The sequence below is a fragment of the Hymenobacter aranciens genome, assembly GCF_030580865.1.
GTDB classification, from domain to species: domain Bacteria; phylum Bacteroidota; class Bacteroidia; order Cytophagales; family Hymenobacteraceae; genus Hymenobacter; species Hymenobacter aranciens.
In genome coordinates this window covers 308,641-322,949 of sequence record NZ_JAUQSY010000001.1, presented here as the reverse complement: position 1 = coordinate 322,949, position 14,309 = coordinate 308,641, and the positions used below count along the sequence as shown (strand labels likewise).

The window sequence follows — 14,309 nt, the reverse complement described above, 5'->3', positions numbered from 1 at the left end:
GGGAGTTTAATTGCTTTTGGAAGCAGCCAGCTGACGGCGGGAAATCCGGCTTTGATAGACGCCGAAGAAAATGCTCATCAGCACCCCGAAGCCAACCAGAGAGCCAATCAATATCATGTTGCCGAGTCGGTTGGCAAAATTGATAACAAACATGATAACCAGAATATTGAGCAAGCCCAACAGCATCACGGTACTGATTTGCTGGAAGCCCATGGCCAGGATGCGGTGGTGAACGTGGTTTTTGTCAGGCGAGAAGGGCGAGCGCCCCGCCATCATGCGCAGGGTAAACACGCGCAGGGTATCGAACAGCGGCACGAACAGAATGCCCAGCGCCACGGCCGGCGAAGTGGGGCCGAACGGCTGGCCCACGCGCAAGCCCATTTCAATGAATTGAATAGCCAGGATGGACACGATGAAGCCGCAGACGAGCGAGCCCGTGTCGCCCATGAAAATGGGGGCGCGGTGGAAGTTGTAGCGCAGGAAGCCTAGCATGCCGCCGACAAGGCAGACGGCCACAAACACGTAGTTGCCGAAGCTGGGACCGCCGTATTTGTAGAAATAGAAGCCGAAAGTGCTGCAGATAATCAGCACGATGGTACCAGCCAGGCCATCGAGGCCGTCGATGAGGTTGATGGCGTTGGTGATGCCCACAATCATGGCCAGGGTGAAGGCGTAGCTGACGCCGATGTGCAGCTCGTACACGCCGAGGATGCCCTGGAAACTGGTGATGCGCACGTCGGCCATTATCATGACGATGCCGGTGGCGAGAAGCTGGCCCACGAATTTCTTGGCGACGGACATGCCGACGAGGTCATCCTTCAAGCCCACGAAAAACAGGATAATGCAGCCGGCCAGTAGCTCTTTCACGCCATTGTGCAGGGGCGCGAAAATGGTGAGGGCCGACATAAAGCCAGCAAACACGGCCACCCCGCCCAGGCGGGGCGTGAGCGACATATGCACGGTGCGCCCGTTGGGCGTGTCGAGCATGTTTTTGAGGTGGGCGATGTAGATGATGGATGGCACCGCGAAGAGCGACACCAAAAACGCCCACATCCCGGAGAGCCCTAGCTGAATACCAAGATGGTTCATGTTGATAAATGACTGAAACCGTGGGTAGAAACGGAAACGGTGCGAAAGAAAAACCCCTTAGCTATGCAGCACGCCGATGCGGTCGAGCAGGGAAATGTGCGTGAAATTATCGGGCACGATGGAATCGGGCACGAAGATGTACTTTTTATCCAGCATCTGGGAGCCGCGGAAGTAGCTTACCCAGTACTGGTTGTTGAGGTGGAACAGGCCGGGGTCGAGCGGCTCGACGAGCACGGCGGCGTGCGGCGGCACTTCCTGGAAAAGGTAGCGCAGGGTGCTGGTGCGCACTTTCTCGCCGTCTTCCTGCTCGCCGTAGCCGTGAGCGTTGACGATGACGTTTTCGAGCGGGAAGCTGTTGTGATTGAGCAGGTAGACTTGCCAGATGGGCAGACCGGCGGGGTTGAGCGCCTCCTGGTCGGGCACAATGGCAATGGAAACGCCTTCTACGGGTTCGAAAGGAATGTCTTTTTTCATAGAATCGCGAGCTTACTCATGGCTTACGGGTAAGTTGAGCTTCACGGATTTAGTAATTTAATTCGCCGTGGCGCCCAGCTGCGCGGCCAGATGTACGAGCAGCTTCTCCTGCACTTCGGCCACGGCCACCGAGCGGCCCAGCTCCTGCGCCAGCGAGGTCACGGTCTTGTCGGTGATGCCGCAGGGCACGATGTAGCCGAAATAGCTCAGGTCGGGCTCGACGTTGAGGGCGAAGCCGTGCATGGTGACCCAGCGGCTGCACTTCACGCCCATCGCGCAGATTTTGCGGGGGTTGGGGGCATTTTCTTCCCAGTCGAGCCACACACCGGTGAGGCCGCTGATGCGGCCGGGGTTCAGGCCGTACTCGCGCAGGGTGAGGATGACGGCCTCCTCCAGCGTGCGCAGGTACCAGTGGATATCGGGCCGGAAATTGTCGAGGTCGAGGATGGGGTAGCCTACCAGCTGGCCCGGGCCGTGGTAGGTGATGTCGCCACCGCGGTTGATGCGGTGGTAGCTGGCGCCGTGGGCGGCCAGGGCGGCTTCGTCGAGCAGCAGGTGCTCGGGCTTGCCGCTTTTGCCCAGGGTATAGGTGTGCGGGTGCTCGCAGAGCAGCAGGTGGTTGGGCGTGGGCAGGAAGGGGCCGCCGGTGGCCTCGGCCTGGCGGTTGTGGGTTTTGATGGCCACGGTGGCGGCCAGCAGCTCTTCCTGCTGGTCCCAGGTGGGCACGTATTCTACCAGCCCCAGGCGGTGCACCTGCAGGTGCTGCCCGACGGGTCCGGCAGCCGGAATTGCGCTAGCTGCCGGAGTGGGCTCGGGAGCAAAGCAGGTCGAATACTGTTCCATAAAATAGCGGGCGCAAAGCCTTCGGGGGTGCAAAGGTACTAGCAGCAGCAGGCTTTGCCGGCCGAATGCGTTTGCCGGGCTTTATTTGCCGGTTGCATTCCTGATTTTCCACATGGCACACATCCCGCACGACTTAGGCCAGGCTGGCGAAAGCGCGGCGGCCGACTACCTCACGGCCCAGGGTTTCGAGGTGCTGGCGCGGGGCTACCGCCACGGCCGCGCCGAGGTGGATGTGGTGGCCCGGCAGGGCACGGCACTGCTGCTATTTGTGGAGGTAAAAACCCGCTCGGGCAGCCAGTTCGGTACGCCCGAAACGTTTGTATCGGCCCGCAAGAAAGAATTATTCCGACTGGCCGCCACGCATTTGCAGGAGGAACTGGACTGGCGCGGCGATATCCGCTTCGACATTATTGCCCTGACGCAGCTCAGTAGCGGCTTCCGGCTGGAGCATTTCGAAGACGCTTTCTACTAAGGCCTGGCCCGTTTGGGCTGTACTTTGGCGGGCGCCTTGGGCACGGCCCGGCCTTTGGGGGCCTGCTCCTGCTCGGTCATGCCGCGCTTGTCGAGGCCGGTTTCTTTGTCGTAGATGAGGATGGCGTTGCGGTTGTACTCCTTTATCAGCTCCGGCTCTTCTACCTCGGGGTCGTAGCCCGACTCGGGGTACTGGTAGATGTGCTGCTTGCGGTTGCGGAAGCCCCAGTAGTGCGTCCACTCCCCTACTTTGTGGCCGTTCTCGAACTGGCCGGTCCACTCGCGCTGGCCTTCGATGGTGAACTTGGCGTAATCGCCCTCCAGCTTGCCGTTGATGTAGGGCACCACCTCGTTGATAAGGCTGCGGTCGTTGCCGTAGTAGCTGATGTTGGCGTCGCGCGGGAAGCCCATCTCGTAGTGCGTTTTGGCCAGCAGGATGCCGTTTTTGTCCATTCGCTCCCAGCGCAGGTGCTTGGTGCCGAGGGCATAGTAGCCGGTTTCGAGCACCTTGTTGTTCTGCATTTTCTTGTAGGGACCGTGCAGAATTTTCATGTCCGGCGTAATCTCGCCGGTAGCCTTGAAGATTTTATGCTTCTTGGAGTTGTAGTAGTAGCGGGCCGGGGCGTAGGGATTGGGCTGCTGAAAGTAGCGCAGGTAATAGAAAATCTCGATTACCTGGTTGCGGCCTTTGGGGCCGCTCTTCACGAAAGCTTTCTTGGTACGCTCGCCGAGAAACAGCTTCTTCTTCTTTTTCTTCGACTTGCGCTGGGCGGCCTTCTCTTTTTCCTTGGCAGCGCGCTCCTCTTCCTTGGTCAATACCACTTTGCGGGCCGTGCTCAGCGAGGGCTTGCCCTTGAGCGAGTCGGCGAGGCGGGTGAGGGTATCGGCCACGACCACGGCGACCGGCGGCTCGGGCGTGGTGTTGAAGGAAACGGTTTTACGGGTGCAGGCCCACGGCAGGAGCGTGAGCAGCAGCAGGGCAATGACGGAAAAGCGCAGCGGCCGCAGCCACAAACGGGTATTCAGCATGAATCAACCAGATAATATATCGCCGCCTCAACGCAAAGGTAGGGCCATTTAGTGCCTGCGGTTTCAATGGGTGAATGGGCGAATGGCTGAATGGGTGAATGGAAAGCGAATTTGGCCGAGCCGGCTGCATCATTCATCCATTCAGCCATTCGCCCATTCACCCATTGGCAACCACCGGTTGGCGGGTCGTCAAATCCAGCCCCTGCCCGTCGGTGAGCAGGTGCAGGCGGAAGCCGTGGCCGCTAATCATCTCGTCTTTGGGCAAGTTGGCGAGGCCGATGTGGGTGAGCTGGCCCCCATCGACTACCACGATGGCTTCGTCGCCGAAGACTTCGGCGGGCTGGCCGGGGCGGATGATGAGGCCGGTTTCCTCGCTCAGGCCGATGCCGAGCAGGTGCGGCTGCTGCAGCACGGCGTGGAACAGACGCGGGTAGCGGTGGCGCTCGATGAAGTGCTGGTCGAGCACGACGCCGGGCAGGAGGCCGAAGCCGGGCAGGCAGAGCACGCGGCCAGCCAGCAGGCCGCGCCAGCCCACGCCCTCCACGAGCATGCTTTCGGCCATCACGGAGGCGCCGGCGCTGGTGCCGGCCAGGATGAAGTCGGCTTCGTGCTGGTGCTTTTCTTTCAGGATTTGCAGGAACTCGGTGCCCAGCAGGAAATCGGTGAGGCGCTCCTGGTCGCCGCCGCTGATGAAGAGCAGGCGGGCCTCGCGCAGGCGGTCAAGCGTGGCGGGGTCGTCGGCGGGGTGGTCTTCATCGACTTGCAGGTGCCGGACGTGGGGGCAGCGCTGCTGGTGGAAGGAGTGGGCGTAGGCCCCGGCGGTGCGGGCGGGCTGGCGGCGGGTGGCGGTGGTCAGGATTTCGATGGGGTCGGTGCGCCGGGGCAGCATCCGGGCCAGGCGGGCCAGCATGGGCTCGTCGTCGCCGCCGCCGAAGATGAACAGGGTACCGAGCGGAGCGGCGGACGCGGTAGAATCGTGGGGCATGGGCGCGGGGCTTGAGCTGGCAAGATGGGGGATTTTGCCGGAAATCCCGTTGCTATTCCGTTAAATGCGGTTTGGCGGGCGGTTTTTCGGCGTTGGGGTACGGGCAAAGCCCGGCTTTGGCCGTACTTTTGGGCGTTATTTCTACTTCAATCCCGCTTGCCTAGCGAAGCACAACCGCCCTTCTTGCCATGATGCAGCCGCAGACCGTGGAAACCATCACGTCCCTGATTCAGGAGGGCGAATTCTTTAAGCTCAAGCAGCTGCTCCGCGATTTTCAGCCGGCCGAGCTGGTCGAGATTATCGAGAACGAGGAGGAGCGCGAGCAGTTGATAATCTTCCGCCTGCTGCCCTTACGGCTGGCCACGGAGGTCTTCGAGTTTCTGGATTTGGAGGTGCAGCGGCACTTTCTGGAAAACCTGGCCCAGGACAAGGTGGCCGACATTCTCAACGAGATGTCGCCGGACGACCGCACGGCGCTGCTGGAGTTTCTGCCCGCCAACTTCGTGGCCGAGCTGGTGCAGAGCCTCTCGGAGGACGAGCGCAAGGTGACCCTGCAGCTGCTGGGCTACCCCGAATACTCGGTGGGCCGCCTGATGACGCCCGACTACATCGCCGTGCGCGAGCACTGGACGGTGCAGCAGGTGCTCGATTACATCCGCAAGCACGGCGGGCAGTCGGAAACGTTGAGCGTGCTCTACGTGACCGACAACCACGGCGTGCTGATTGACGACATCCGCATCCGGGAATTCCTGCTGGCGCAGCCGGAAACGCCGGTGAGCGCGCTCATGGACCGCCGCTACGTGCAGCTGATGGCGCACCAGGACCAGGAAGAGGCCATCGACATTTTCCGGCGCAACGACCGCGTGGCCCTGCCGGTGGTGAGCGCGCAGGGTATCCTGCTGGGCATCGTGACGCTGGACGACATCCTGACCATCCGGGAGGAGGAAGACACCGAGGACATTCAGAAGCTGGGGGGCTCCGAGGCGCTCGACGAACCTTACCTCGACACACCCCTGCTGCGCATGGTGCAGAAGCGGGCCGGCTGGCTGGTAGTGCTGTTTCTGGGCGAATTGCTGACGGCTTCGGCCATGCAGTTCTTCGAAGGGGAGCTGCAGAAGGCCATTATCCTGGTGCAGTTTGTGCCGCTGATTATCAGCTCGGGTGGCAACTCGGGCTCGCAGGCCACGTCGCTGATTATTCGGGGCATGAGCCTGGGCGAGTTTAACCTGAGCGACTGGTGGCTGGTGCTGCGGCGCGAGATTATTTCGGGGCTGGCGTTGGGGGTGATTCTGGGAGTGGTGGGCTTCACGCGCATTGCCGTGTGGCAGCAGTTTTCGCACGTCTATGGCGAGCACTGGGCGCTGGTGGCCCTCACGGTGGGCGTGGCGCTGGTGGGCATTGTGCTGTGGGGCTCGCTGGCGGGCTCGATGCTGCCGCTGATTCTCAAGCGCCTGGGCCTGGACCCGGCCACGTCGTCGGCGCCGTTCGTGGCGACGCTGGTGGACGTGACGGGGCTGATTATCTACTTCACCGTGGCGCTGGTGCTGCTGAAGGGGACGCTGCTGTAGGGTTGATAAACGGGCTGGCAGTCGCGGCAAGTCGGCTCGCACCCGTGAAAAGCCAAGTCACAAGCGTTTGAAAACAGCTTACATGCGTTGGAAGCAAGGTTGCAGGCGTTTTAAGGTAACTCCGGGGTGTTTTTAATTCCCTCCGAAGCGTTTTCGGGTAGTTCCAGGGTGTTTTCACCTGCCTCCGAAGCGTTTTAAGGCAGTTCCGGGGTGTTTTCAACCATCTCCGAAGCGTTTTAAGGTAGCTCCGGGGCGTTTTCAACCATCTCCGAAGCGTTTTCACCTCGCTCCGAAGCGTGAAAAGTTGTCTCCGAAACCCGGCGTAGCCTACTCCTATACACCTCACACTTTTGCCAGCAGCCAGCGCACATCATTCCAGCCCGGCAGCAAATCGGCCCAGGTGGCGCCGGTGGCGCGGCGGTAGTGCCAGAACAGGTAGCCGATGCTGGCCGTGTACGACAGCGACATGGCCACCGCCGCACCCTCGATGCCCCAGCGCGGCACCAACACCAAGCACAGCGGCACCGTGACGGCCAGCCCCAGCAGGGCCGCCCGGTTGTTGATGCCGTAGCGGCCCACGCCGCCGAAGTAAGTGCTGGCCTGCATGCCGGCCCCGTAGATGAGAATGCCGGGGGCCAGGCACAGAATAACCCAGCGCGCCGCGCCAAACTCAGGCCCGAAGATGGCGGCCAGCCACGCACCCGGCACGGCGGCCAGCGTGCTGACGGCGGCCAGCGTGGCCAGCAGCGTAAGGCGGCTGCTACGGAAAGCGGCGTGGGTTTGCTCGCGCTTGTCGGGGGCATTGACGAGGGCCACGTACTGAATGAGGCCGGTGCTGCGCGGAATCAGCCAGATGGCCTCGGCCAGTGCCACGCCCACGGAGAGGATGCCGAGGGCGCGGATGTCGGCGAAATGGGCCACGGCGTAGTAGCTGAGGCGGTAGTTGGCGAAGGACAGGATGTTGGCGAGGTGGGCGCCCCGGCTGTTGCGCAGCAGCTCGCGGGCCACCACCCGGCGGCGCGCCCGGCGGCTCACCCAGGCATCGGGCAGCCGCAGCAGCAGGCCGAAGCTCAGGAGCAGCGGCAGGCCGTAGGCCAGGTAGTTGGCGTAGTAAAACACCTCCACCGCCTGCCAGTGCAGCGGCCCAAAAGCCAGCGCCAGCGCCCCGGCCAGCAGCAGCGCCTGCAGGGCCATCAGTCCGTTGAAAGCCCGCTCGCGCTGCCGCCCCAGCAGCAGAAAGGTGTTGATGGAAAACAGAATCTGCACCAGCGTGACGGTCCCGACGTGCAGCGCGTAGGTGGCCGAAACCGGCCGCAGCAGGGCCACCGCGCCCGCGCCCACCACGCTCACCACCCCGGCCCAGGCGTAGGCGGGCAGCAGCAGGTGCCAGAAGTTGCGGCGCGGCACCAGGTATATCAGCGAGGAGCCGCCCACCAGCCCGCTGAACAGGATGAGGGCCGACACATCGGTGACAAACAGACTCACCGCCCCGCGCCCCGCCGCCCCCAGGTAGCGCGCCGTAAGCCACACCACCGCGAAGCTGAGCCCCGCCGTGAGCACCCGGGCCGCAAAATGATGGAGAATGCGCTTGAGCATGGTTTAGGAGGCTGGGGGCGTGAGCACCCGCCGGTACAGTTCGCCGAATTGCCGGCCTACGCCCACGTAGCCAAAGTGCTGCACTGTGCTTTCGCGCAGAGCCAAGGCGCTGACGATGGGCGGCGTGAGCCGGGCGGTGAGGGCGGCGGCCAAAGCGGCCTCATCGCCCGCCCGCACCAGCTGGCCGAAACTGCTCTGGCGCGGCATCAGCTCGTGCACGCCGCCCACGTCGGTGGCCACCACCGGCAGCCCGCTGGCCTGGGCTTCGATGAGCACGCAGGGCAGATTTTCGAAGTTAGAAAACAGCACGAAGGCGGCGGCGCGTCGCATCTCGGCGGCCACGGCGGCGTGGTCCAGCTTGCCGAGGAAGGTCACGGTGCCATCGGCCAGCAGGCCCAGGTCGGCGGCGTAGGCGCGCACCAGCGCTTCATCGGGGCCGTAGCCGGCAATGCGCAGCCGCAGCCCCGGCACGGTGGCGCGCAGTTCGGCCACCACGCGCAGCAGGCCGCGCAGGTTCTTGGCTGCTTCGTTGAAAGCCGCCACGTTGAGCAAAATGGGCGCCGTGACCGGCTGCGCGGGCGGGTGAAACAGCTCGGTATCGACCACGTTCGGAATCACGACCGAGTGTTTATTAGTCGCGCCCAACTCCGCCATTGCCTCGCGCAGGTTGATAGAAACCGTGTGTAGCGCCGCCGCCCGCCGCACCACGGCGGCCGTCAGCCAGCGCCGTACGCGGCCGATGCCAGCCGAGCGCGGTGGCAGGTATAGCGTCCAGTGCTCCGTAATAATGAAGGGGATTTTCTCCCGCAGCTTGAGCCAGCAGGCAAACAGGCCGGTGCGTAGCAGCACATGCACGTGCACCAAGTCGGGCCTCCCCCACCCCTGCCGCAGCCGCCGGTAGCCCCGGGCCAGACACCAGCAATACAGCAGCAGTTTCAGCGGCTTATCGAGCAGCGCCAGGCCAGTGGGGGCGGCGCGGTAGTAGTAGCGCAGCACCGGCCAGGGGCCGGTGAAGTCGGCTTCCTCATCAATAAGCGTCGGCAGCGGGCCGCGAGCCACGGCGGCAAACAGCACCGCCACTTCGGCCCCGCCGTGAGCGGCAATGGCCGCCACGTGCCGCCCCACGAAGTCGCCGTCCTGGTCGTCGTAGCGGTTGGGGTACCACTTGGGCAGCATTAAAACGCGGGGCGGGTTCAAGCGGGCGGGCTAAGTGAAGAGGCAAAGGTCGGGACTAGCGCGCAACCCCACCCCCGGCCCCTCCCCTTCGGGAGAGGGGAGCCTGACGATTCCGGACTGCGCATGACTGGCTCCCCTCTCCCGAAGGGGAGGGGCCGGGGGTGGGGTACAAAAAAGCCGGCCCCCACGACGGGAGCCGGCTTTCCGGAAAATCGAGTGAAAGAAGCCTACTTGGCCACCACGAAGCGCACCGACTGGCTGGTTTCGCCGGTGGTGATGCGGGCCACGTACACGCCGCCGCGCAGGTCGGCGGGCAGGTTGATGGCCTGCGGGCCGGCGTTGAGCACTTTGTTGGCTACCACTACGGCCACCTCGCGGCCGGTTACGTCGAACACGCGCACCGTGGTGGCCGTGTTGCGCTGCAGGTCGAAGGAGAGCGTGGCGGCACCGGCCGTGGGGTTCGGCGACACGGTGAGGCGCTCCAGCGGCAGGCTTACCACGTCGCGGTTGCTCAGGGTCTGGCCGGCCACGTTGTAGCAGGTGATTTGCGGGTTGAAATTGGTCCAGCCGGTGGCCCAGTTGCCCTCGGGCGTACCAGCCGGGCCGAAGGCCCCGCGGTAGTTTACCACGGTGAAGGTGCTGTTAGCGCCGCCGTTGCCGGCGCCGGTCAGCTTGGCATTAGTGAAGGCCGCGCCGGTGGTGAGGAACGAGCCGGCGGGCAGGGCGAAGCTGGGGGCGCAGGGCGCGTTCGTGCAGGTACCGTTGAAGTTCAGGTTGTCGGCATTCAGCCCCAGGGCCGAGTAGGCGCGGGTGGTGTCGTTGCCGGTGCTGCTGGCAAAGGTGTTGATGCTGAAGCCGGCCGTGGTGCCGCTGTTGGTGGTGACGCGGGCGGCGCGGCGGCCGTAGCTGCCCATCGAGGCCAGCACGTTGTTCTCGAACGACAGCAGGCCGCTATTGGCGTTGGCCGTCGTGAGGTTGGTCGAGTTGCTGTTCAGCGTCAGGCCGTAGGGGCGGCCAGCCAGCACGGTGTTGAAGATGCTCTGGGCCGAGTTGCGGCGAATCAGGGCGCTGCTGGCGGTGTTGAAGGGCGAGGCCGGGGTGGTCGTGTTGGGCAGCAGCACGGTCATGTTGGAGAACACGGGGGCCGTGAGCGGAGTGGCCGCCGTGCCGGTGCCATCGTTGTCGCTCTCAAAGCCGTTCGACTCGCCGCTGGGGCCGGTATCGGCGCGGTCGGGGTTGCGCACCGACAGGCCAAACTGCACCCGGCCGGTGTAGCCGAAGTCGGTGTCGAAGTCGTCATCCGTCGTGCCCAGCGAGATGAGGTACTTCGCGTTCACGGTGCCACCAAACCACTCGAAGGAGTCGTCGCCGCCGCTCGACACCTGAATGTGGTCGATGGTAGTGCCGGCGCCCACGCCGCACATCGTCAGGCCGTTGATTTCGCTGTTGGTCTGGAAGGCCACGCCGCCAAACTCGATGCGGATGTACTGCAGCGTGCCCGAGTTGTCGTTGGGCTGGTTGGCGTTCGGGCCGCCGAAGGTTGCGGCCACGCCGCCTTCCACGCTGGTCACGGCCGTGCGGTTGGTAGGCGCATTCCCCACCAGGATGATGCCGCCCCAGTCGCCGGGCGCACGCGAGCCCGCCGGCTGGTTCGAGGTGAATACGATGGGCTGCGTGGGCGTGCCGATGGCATTGAGGCGGGCGCCCTGCTTGATGATGAGCGTGCCCTTGTTGGCCAGGTCGCCCTTGATAACGGTGCCGGCTTCGATGGTGAGCGTCGCGCCGCTTTCCACGTACACAAAACCGTTGAGCAGATAGATGTTATTGCGCGTCCAGGTGGTGTTGGTAGTGATGGTGCTGGCCGGAATAACCACCGGGGCCGGCGCGGCCGGGCATACCGTTTGCGCCATCGCCGACGGCGTTGCCGTTGCCAGAGTCATAGCCGCCACCAGCGCCGAGAGTACAATCTTTTTCATGGGTATTGAGGGGTGTAGAATACGGGTACAAAGGTCAGAATCAGAAGGCCCGGTCCGACGCTTTCTGCGTTATGTTTGGGCAACGCGAGTGTGAACTTTGTATTACCTCACCCGCCGTTTGACGCCCCCGCCCACCGAATAAGCAGCGCCCCCACTTCCACGACCAGGGCCGCAGAAATGGGGGCGCGTCATGAGGCAGCCGGCCTCCCGTTATTTTAGAAGTGGTAGGTCAGGCCCAGCGTCGAGTACACCCCGCGCTTGTAGCGGGCAAAGGCCTTGCCTTCTTCGTTAGAGTCAATTTTGCCGTTGCGGTCGAAGTCGTAGTACATGCGCACTTCCTGGTTGAGCAGGTTTTGCACCCCGGCCCGGATTTCCAGGTGCGAGCCCACGCTTTTGGTCACGGCCAGGTCCACCACGTGGCGCGGCATGTCGATGATGGTCGGGTTCTGCTCCAGGTCGCCGGCGAAGGTGATGCGCGGCCCCATCACGTTGTACTGCGCCGACACCTGCCAGCCGCGCTCGGTGTCCTGGTAGAACAGGCCGGCATTCACCACGTAGGGCGACTGGCCCTGCAGCGCGCGGTTGGGCAGGGCAAAGCCCTTGTTGCGCGGGTCGTTGGCATCCAGCTGCACCCGGCTGTGGATGAACGAGGCATTCAGCACCACGTTGAAGTGCTGCAGGAACTGGCTTTCGGTCAGGCCCACCAGCGACTTCCGCACTTCCACTTCCACGCCCAGGTCGTAGGCTTTGGGGGCGTTCTGGTAGGTCAGGTTCACCTCGCCGTTGGCCGTCGAGGCCGTTACCTGCTCGATGGCGTCGCGGAAGTTCTTGTAGAACACGCCCACCGAAATCATCTCGGCCCGCGTGGGGTAGAACTCGTAGCGCAGGTCGGCGTTGTAAATCTTGGCCGTGCGCAGCAAAGTATCGCCCGAGATAAACAGGTTGTTGTTCACGTCGTAGTACGTGAAGCTGGCCACCTCGCGGAACTCCGGCCGGTTGACCGACATACTGCCGCCGGCCCGCAGCAGGCTACGGTCGTTGAAGTTATAAGTAGCGTTGAACGACGGCAGCGCAAACGTGCGGGCCTCCTTGTAAGGCGTTTCCGTGGCGTCGCCCGAGGTCAGGGTCTTGCGGTTGTACTCGACGCGCACCCCGCCCGAGAGGTTAAACTTGTCCGAGAACGGAATCACGGTGCCCACGTAGCCGGCCACCAGGCGGTTTTTGCCCACGTAGCGGTCCTGGGGGTTGGTGCCTTCCACCAGGTTCAGGCCGCTGTAGTAGCGGTTGGTGGTACCCGGAATGGGCCGGGGGTTGCTTAGCGGCTCCAGGTTGTTGTCGCCGAAGATGGTGCTCAGCGGCTGGTTGGCGATGTTGGGGTCGTAGGTCGCCTCGTTCACCGGCAGGTAGTTGAAGAAGCGGCTGTCGTAGTCCCGCTGCTTTTCCTCGGCGTAGAAGCCGGCCCGCAGCTTTATCTGGTTGGCGCTGATGGTGTCGCGGCGGTTCAGCAGGCGGCGCTCAATCTGCCCGCTGGCCATGTAGGTGTCCTCCGTCAGCTTCGAGTAGAAGCGCGAGCTGGAGCTCACCAGGCCCTGGCCGCGAATCACGCGGAACGGCTGGGGGTTTTCCTCGTCCACCACCCGCTCCTGCTGGTTGAGGCGGTAGTCGGGCTCGTTGCGGTTCACGTAGTTGTAGCCCACGGCCCAGGTCAGCGAGGTGCGGCCGTCTTTGCCGGTCTCGTGGCTGCCGCCCAGCTGGCCCGAGTAGATACTGCGGCTCTGGTAGTGCAGGGCGTAGTCGTCGCGCTCGCGCTTGTCGCCGCCATCGGTGATGAGGCCGCGGCGGTTCACCACTTCGTCGGTGCCGTACTGGTTGAAAAAGTTGCGGAACTCCAGGCGGTTATGGTCATTGAGGCGCACCTGGTAGTTGTGAATCACGCCCAGGCGCACCGCCGACAGGCTGCGCGTATCGGTGAACTCATACAGCGAGCTGGGCGCGGCCCGCTGGTCGGCCGGCTTGGCAATTTCCGTTTTGTAGTCGAACGTGTAGCGCTGACGCTGCGAGGTGTACTGCTCCTGAGTGTTGGAGTAGGAGATGGACGTTACGTTGCTCACGTACGCCTTCCCTACCTCAAACTTCCGGTTCAAACCCAGCGAGATACGCAGGTCGGGCCGCGAGGTGATGCTGGTGGGCAGAAACTCATTCTTCAGCTGCCCGCTCTGGCGCAGCGAGTTCATCTGCTCGGCGTTCAGGGTTTTATTACGCTCCAGGCCGGCCAGGGCGTCCGGCAGGGCCCGCTGGTTGTTGTCGAAGCCCAGCCAGTCGGTCGAGCTGTGGTTGGTGCTCAGGTAGTCGCCCTTAAACGTGTTGGTGCTGCGCGCCCAGCCCGATACCGAGAGGCTGGTCGAGTTTTCCAGCACCGAGTTCTTGGTGTACACTTTCACCACGCCGCCGCCAAACTCGCCCGGCAGCTCCGGTGCGCCCGATTTGAAAATCAGCACCCGGTCAATCACCGAGCTCGGCAGGATGTCGAACGAAAACGAGCGGGTATCCACTTCGGCGCTCGGCGTCAGGGCGTCGTTCAGCAGCACCGTGTTGTAACGCTCGGCCAGGCCGCGGATGACGATGAAGTTGTTGTTCTGCACCGTCACGCCCGGAATGCGCTTTACTACCTCAGCCGCGTCGCGGTCCAGGGTTTTCACAATCTGGTCGTTGCTCATGCCGCTCACCACCACTTCGCTCTTCTTGAGGTCCTGAATCAGGGCTACTTCGGTGCCGGTTTGCTTCACGCCGGTCACGGTCACTTCGTTCAGCGAGGTGGCGTTTTCCTCCATCGCGGCGTCGAGCGTGGTCGTCTGGCCGCTGCGGATGACGATGCCGGGGAAGGTCAGGGGCTTGAAGCCCACGTAGGTCATGGTGATGCTGTAGGTGCCGGCATCGAGCGGCAGCGAGTAGCTGCCGTCGAGGTCTACCGGGGCGGCCTGGGTGGTGCCCGTCACGAGCACCGTGGCGCCGATAACGCCCTCTTTGGTCTTTTTATCGGTCACCTTTCCCACCAGCTTGCCTTGCTGCCCGAAGGCAAAAGCATTCATCCACAATACAAAG

The 14,309-nt window shown here is 63.4% G+C and carries 11 protein-coding genes; 2 read left to right on the top strand and 9 right to left on the bottom strand.

Going from position 1 to position 14,309, the window contains the following annotated elements; genetic code table 11:
• Positions 1-6: 6 nt before the first annotated feature.
• Genes Q5H93_RS01275 through lipB form a run of 3 tightly spaced genes read right to left on the bottom strand, consistent with a single transcriptional unit; the run spans position 7 to position 2,406 of the window.
• Positions 7-1,089, bottom strand: coding sequence for an MraY family glycosyltransferase (locus Q5H93_RS01275; protein WP_305004659.1), 1,083 nt, complete (start codon positions 1,087-1,089; stop codon positions 7-9).
• Between the two features lie 57 nt (positions 1,090-1,146).
• Positions 1,147-1,563: a hypothetical protein gene (locus Q5H93_RS01270; protein WP_305004658.1), complete on the bottom strand. Its 417-nt coding sequence runs from the start codon at positions 1,561-1,563 to the stop codon at positions 1,147-1,149.
• A 57-nt stretch (positions 1,564-1,620) separates the two neighbouring features.
• Entirely contained in the window at positions 1,621-2,406 is a 786-nt protein-coding gene (lipB, locus tag Q5H93_RS01265; protein ID WP_305004657.1) for a lipoyl(octanoyl) transferase LipB, read from the bottom strand.
• Between the two features lie 112 nt (positions 2,407-2,518).
• Here lipB and Q5H93_RS01260 point away from each other — a divergent pair, with 112 nt between their 5' ends.
• Positions 2,519-2,878 (top strand): YraN family protein, encoded by a 360-nt coding sequence (locus tag Q5H93_RS01260; RefSeq protein WP_305004656.1) that lies wholly within the window; start codon positions 2,519-2,521, stop codon positions 2,876-2,878.
• Here Q5H93_RS01260 and Q5H93_RS01255 read toward each other — a convergent pair.
• Entirely contained in the window at positions 2,875-3,906 is a 1,032-nt protein-coding gene (locus tag Q5H93_RS01255; protein ID WP_305004655.1) for a toxin-antitoxin system YwqK family antitoxin, read from the bottom strand. The genes Q5H93_RS01260 and Q5H93_RS01255 overlap by 4 nt on opposite strands.
• A gap of 157 nt (positions 3,907-4,063) precedes the next feature.
• Complete coding sequence (locus Q5H93_RS01250) at positions 4,064-4,891, bottom strand: cyanophycinase (RefSeq protein ID WP_305004654.1); 828 nt, start codon at positions 4,889-4,891, stop codon at positions 4,064-4,066.
• A 188-nt stretch (positions 4,892-5,079) separates the two neighbouring features.
• Here Q5H93_RS01250 and mgtE point away from each other — a divergent pair, with 188 nt between their 5' ends.
• Complete coding sequence (gene mgtE, locus Q5H93_RS01245) at positions 5,080-6,459, top strand: magnesium transporter (protein WP_305004653.1); 1,380 nt, start codon at positions 5,080-5,082, stop codon at positions 6,457-6,459.
• 342 nt (positions 6,460-6,801) lie between these two features.
• On the opposite strand, the gene Q5H93_RS01240 is transcribed toward mgtE, so the two are convergent.
• From Q5H93_RS01240 to Q5H93_RS01225, 4 genes are all read right to left on the bottom strand, one after another.
• On the bottom strand, positions 6,802-8,055 hold the full coding sequence (locus Q5H93_RS01240; protein WP_305004652.1) for a lipopolysaccharide biosynthesis protein: 1,254 nt from the start codon (positions 8,053-8,055) through the stop codon (positions 6,802-6,804).
• Positions 8,056-8,058: 3 nt separating this feature from the next.
• The gene (locus Q5H93_RS01235) at positions 8,059-9,231 is read right to left on the bottom strand and encodes a glycosyltransferase (protein ID WP_305004651.1); all 1,173 of its coding nucleotides are present in this window, start codon (positions 9,229-9,231) and stop codon (positions 8,059-8,061) included.
• 227 nt (positions 9,232-9,458) lie between these two features.
• Positions 9,459-11,207 (bottom strand): beta-helix domain-containing protein, encoded by a 1,749-nt coding sequence (locus tag Q5H93_RS01230; RefSeq protein ID WP_305004650.1) that lies wholly within the window; start codon positions 11,205-11,207, stop codon positions 9,459-9,461.
• A gap of 215 nt (positions 11,208-11,422) precedes the next feature.
• On the bottom strand, positions 11,423-14,296 hold the full coding sequence (locus tag Q5H93_RS01225; protein ID WP_305004649.1) for a TonB-dependent receptor: 2,874 nt from the start codon (positions 14,294-14,296) through the stop codon (positions 11,423-11,425).
• Positions 14,297-14,309 lie beyond the last annotated feature (13 nt).

Excerpts from the sequence above, each read along its gene's own strand:
- Q5H93_RS01275 (WP_305004659.1), bottom strand. The coding sequence starts at position 1,089 with ATGAACCATCTTGGTATTCAGCTAGGGCTCTCCGGGATGTGGGCGTTT.
- Q5H93_RS01270 (WP_305004658.1), bottom strand. The coding sequence starts at position 1,563 with ATGAAAAAAGACATTCCTTTCGAACCCGTAGAAGGCGTTTCCATTGCC.
- lipB (WP_305004657.1), bottom strand. The coding sequence starts at position 2,406 with ATGGAACAGTATTCGACCTGCTTTGCTCCCGAGCCCACTCCGGCAGCT.
- Q5H93_RS01260 (WP_305004656.1), top strand. The coding sequence starts at position 2,519 with ATGGCACACATCCCGCACGACTTAGGCCAGGCTGGCGAAAGCGCGGCG.
- Q5H93_RS01255 (WP_305004655.1), bottom strand. The coding sequence starts at position 3,906 with ATGCTGAATACCCGTTTGTGGCTGCGGCCGCTGCGCTTTTCCGTCATT.
- Q5H93_RS01250 (WP_305004654.1), bottom strand. The coding sequence starts at position 4,891 with ATGCCCCACGATTCTACCGCGTCCGCCGCTCCGCTCGGTACCCTGTTC.
- mgtE (WP_305004653.1), top strand. The coding sequence starts at position 5,080 with ATGATGCAGCCGCAGACCGTGGAAACCATCACGTCCCTGATTCAGGAG.
- Q5H93_RS01240 (WP_305004652.1), bottom strand. The coding sequence starts at position 8,055 with ATGCTCAAGCGCATTCTCCATCATTTTGCGGCCCGGGTGCTCACGGCG.
- Q5H93_RS01235 (WP_305004651.1), bottom strand. The coding sequence starts at position 9,231 with ATGCTGCCCAAGTGGTACCCCAACCGCTACGACGACCAGGACGGCGAC.
- Q5H93_RS01230 (WP_305004650.1), bottom strand. The coding sequence starts at position 11,207 with ATGAAAAAGATTGTACTCTCGGCGCTGGTGGCGGCTATGACTCTGGCA.
- Q5H93_RS01225 (WP_305004649.1), bottom strand. The coding sequence starts at position 14,296 with ATGAATGCTTTTGCCTTCGGGCAGCAAGGCAAGCTGGTGGGAAAGGTG.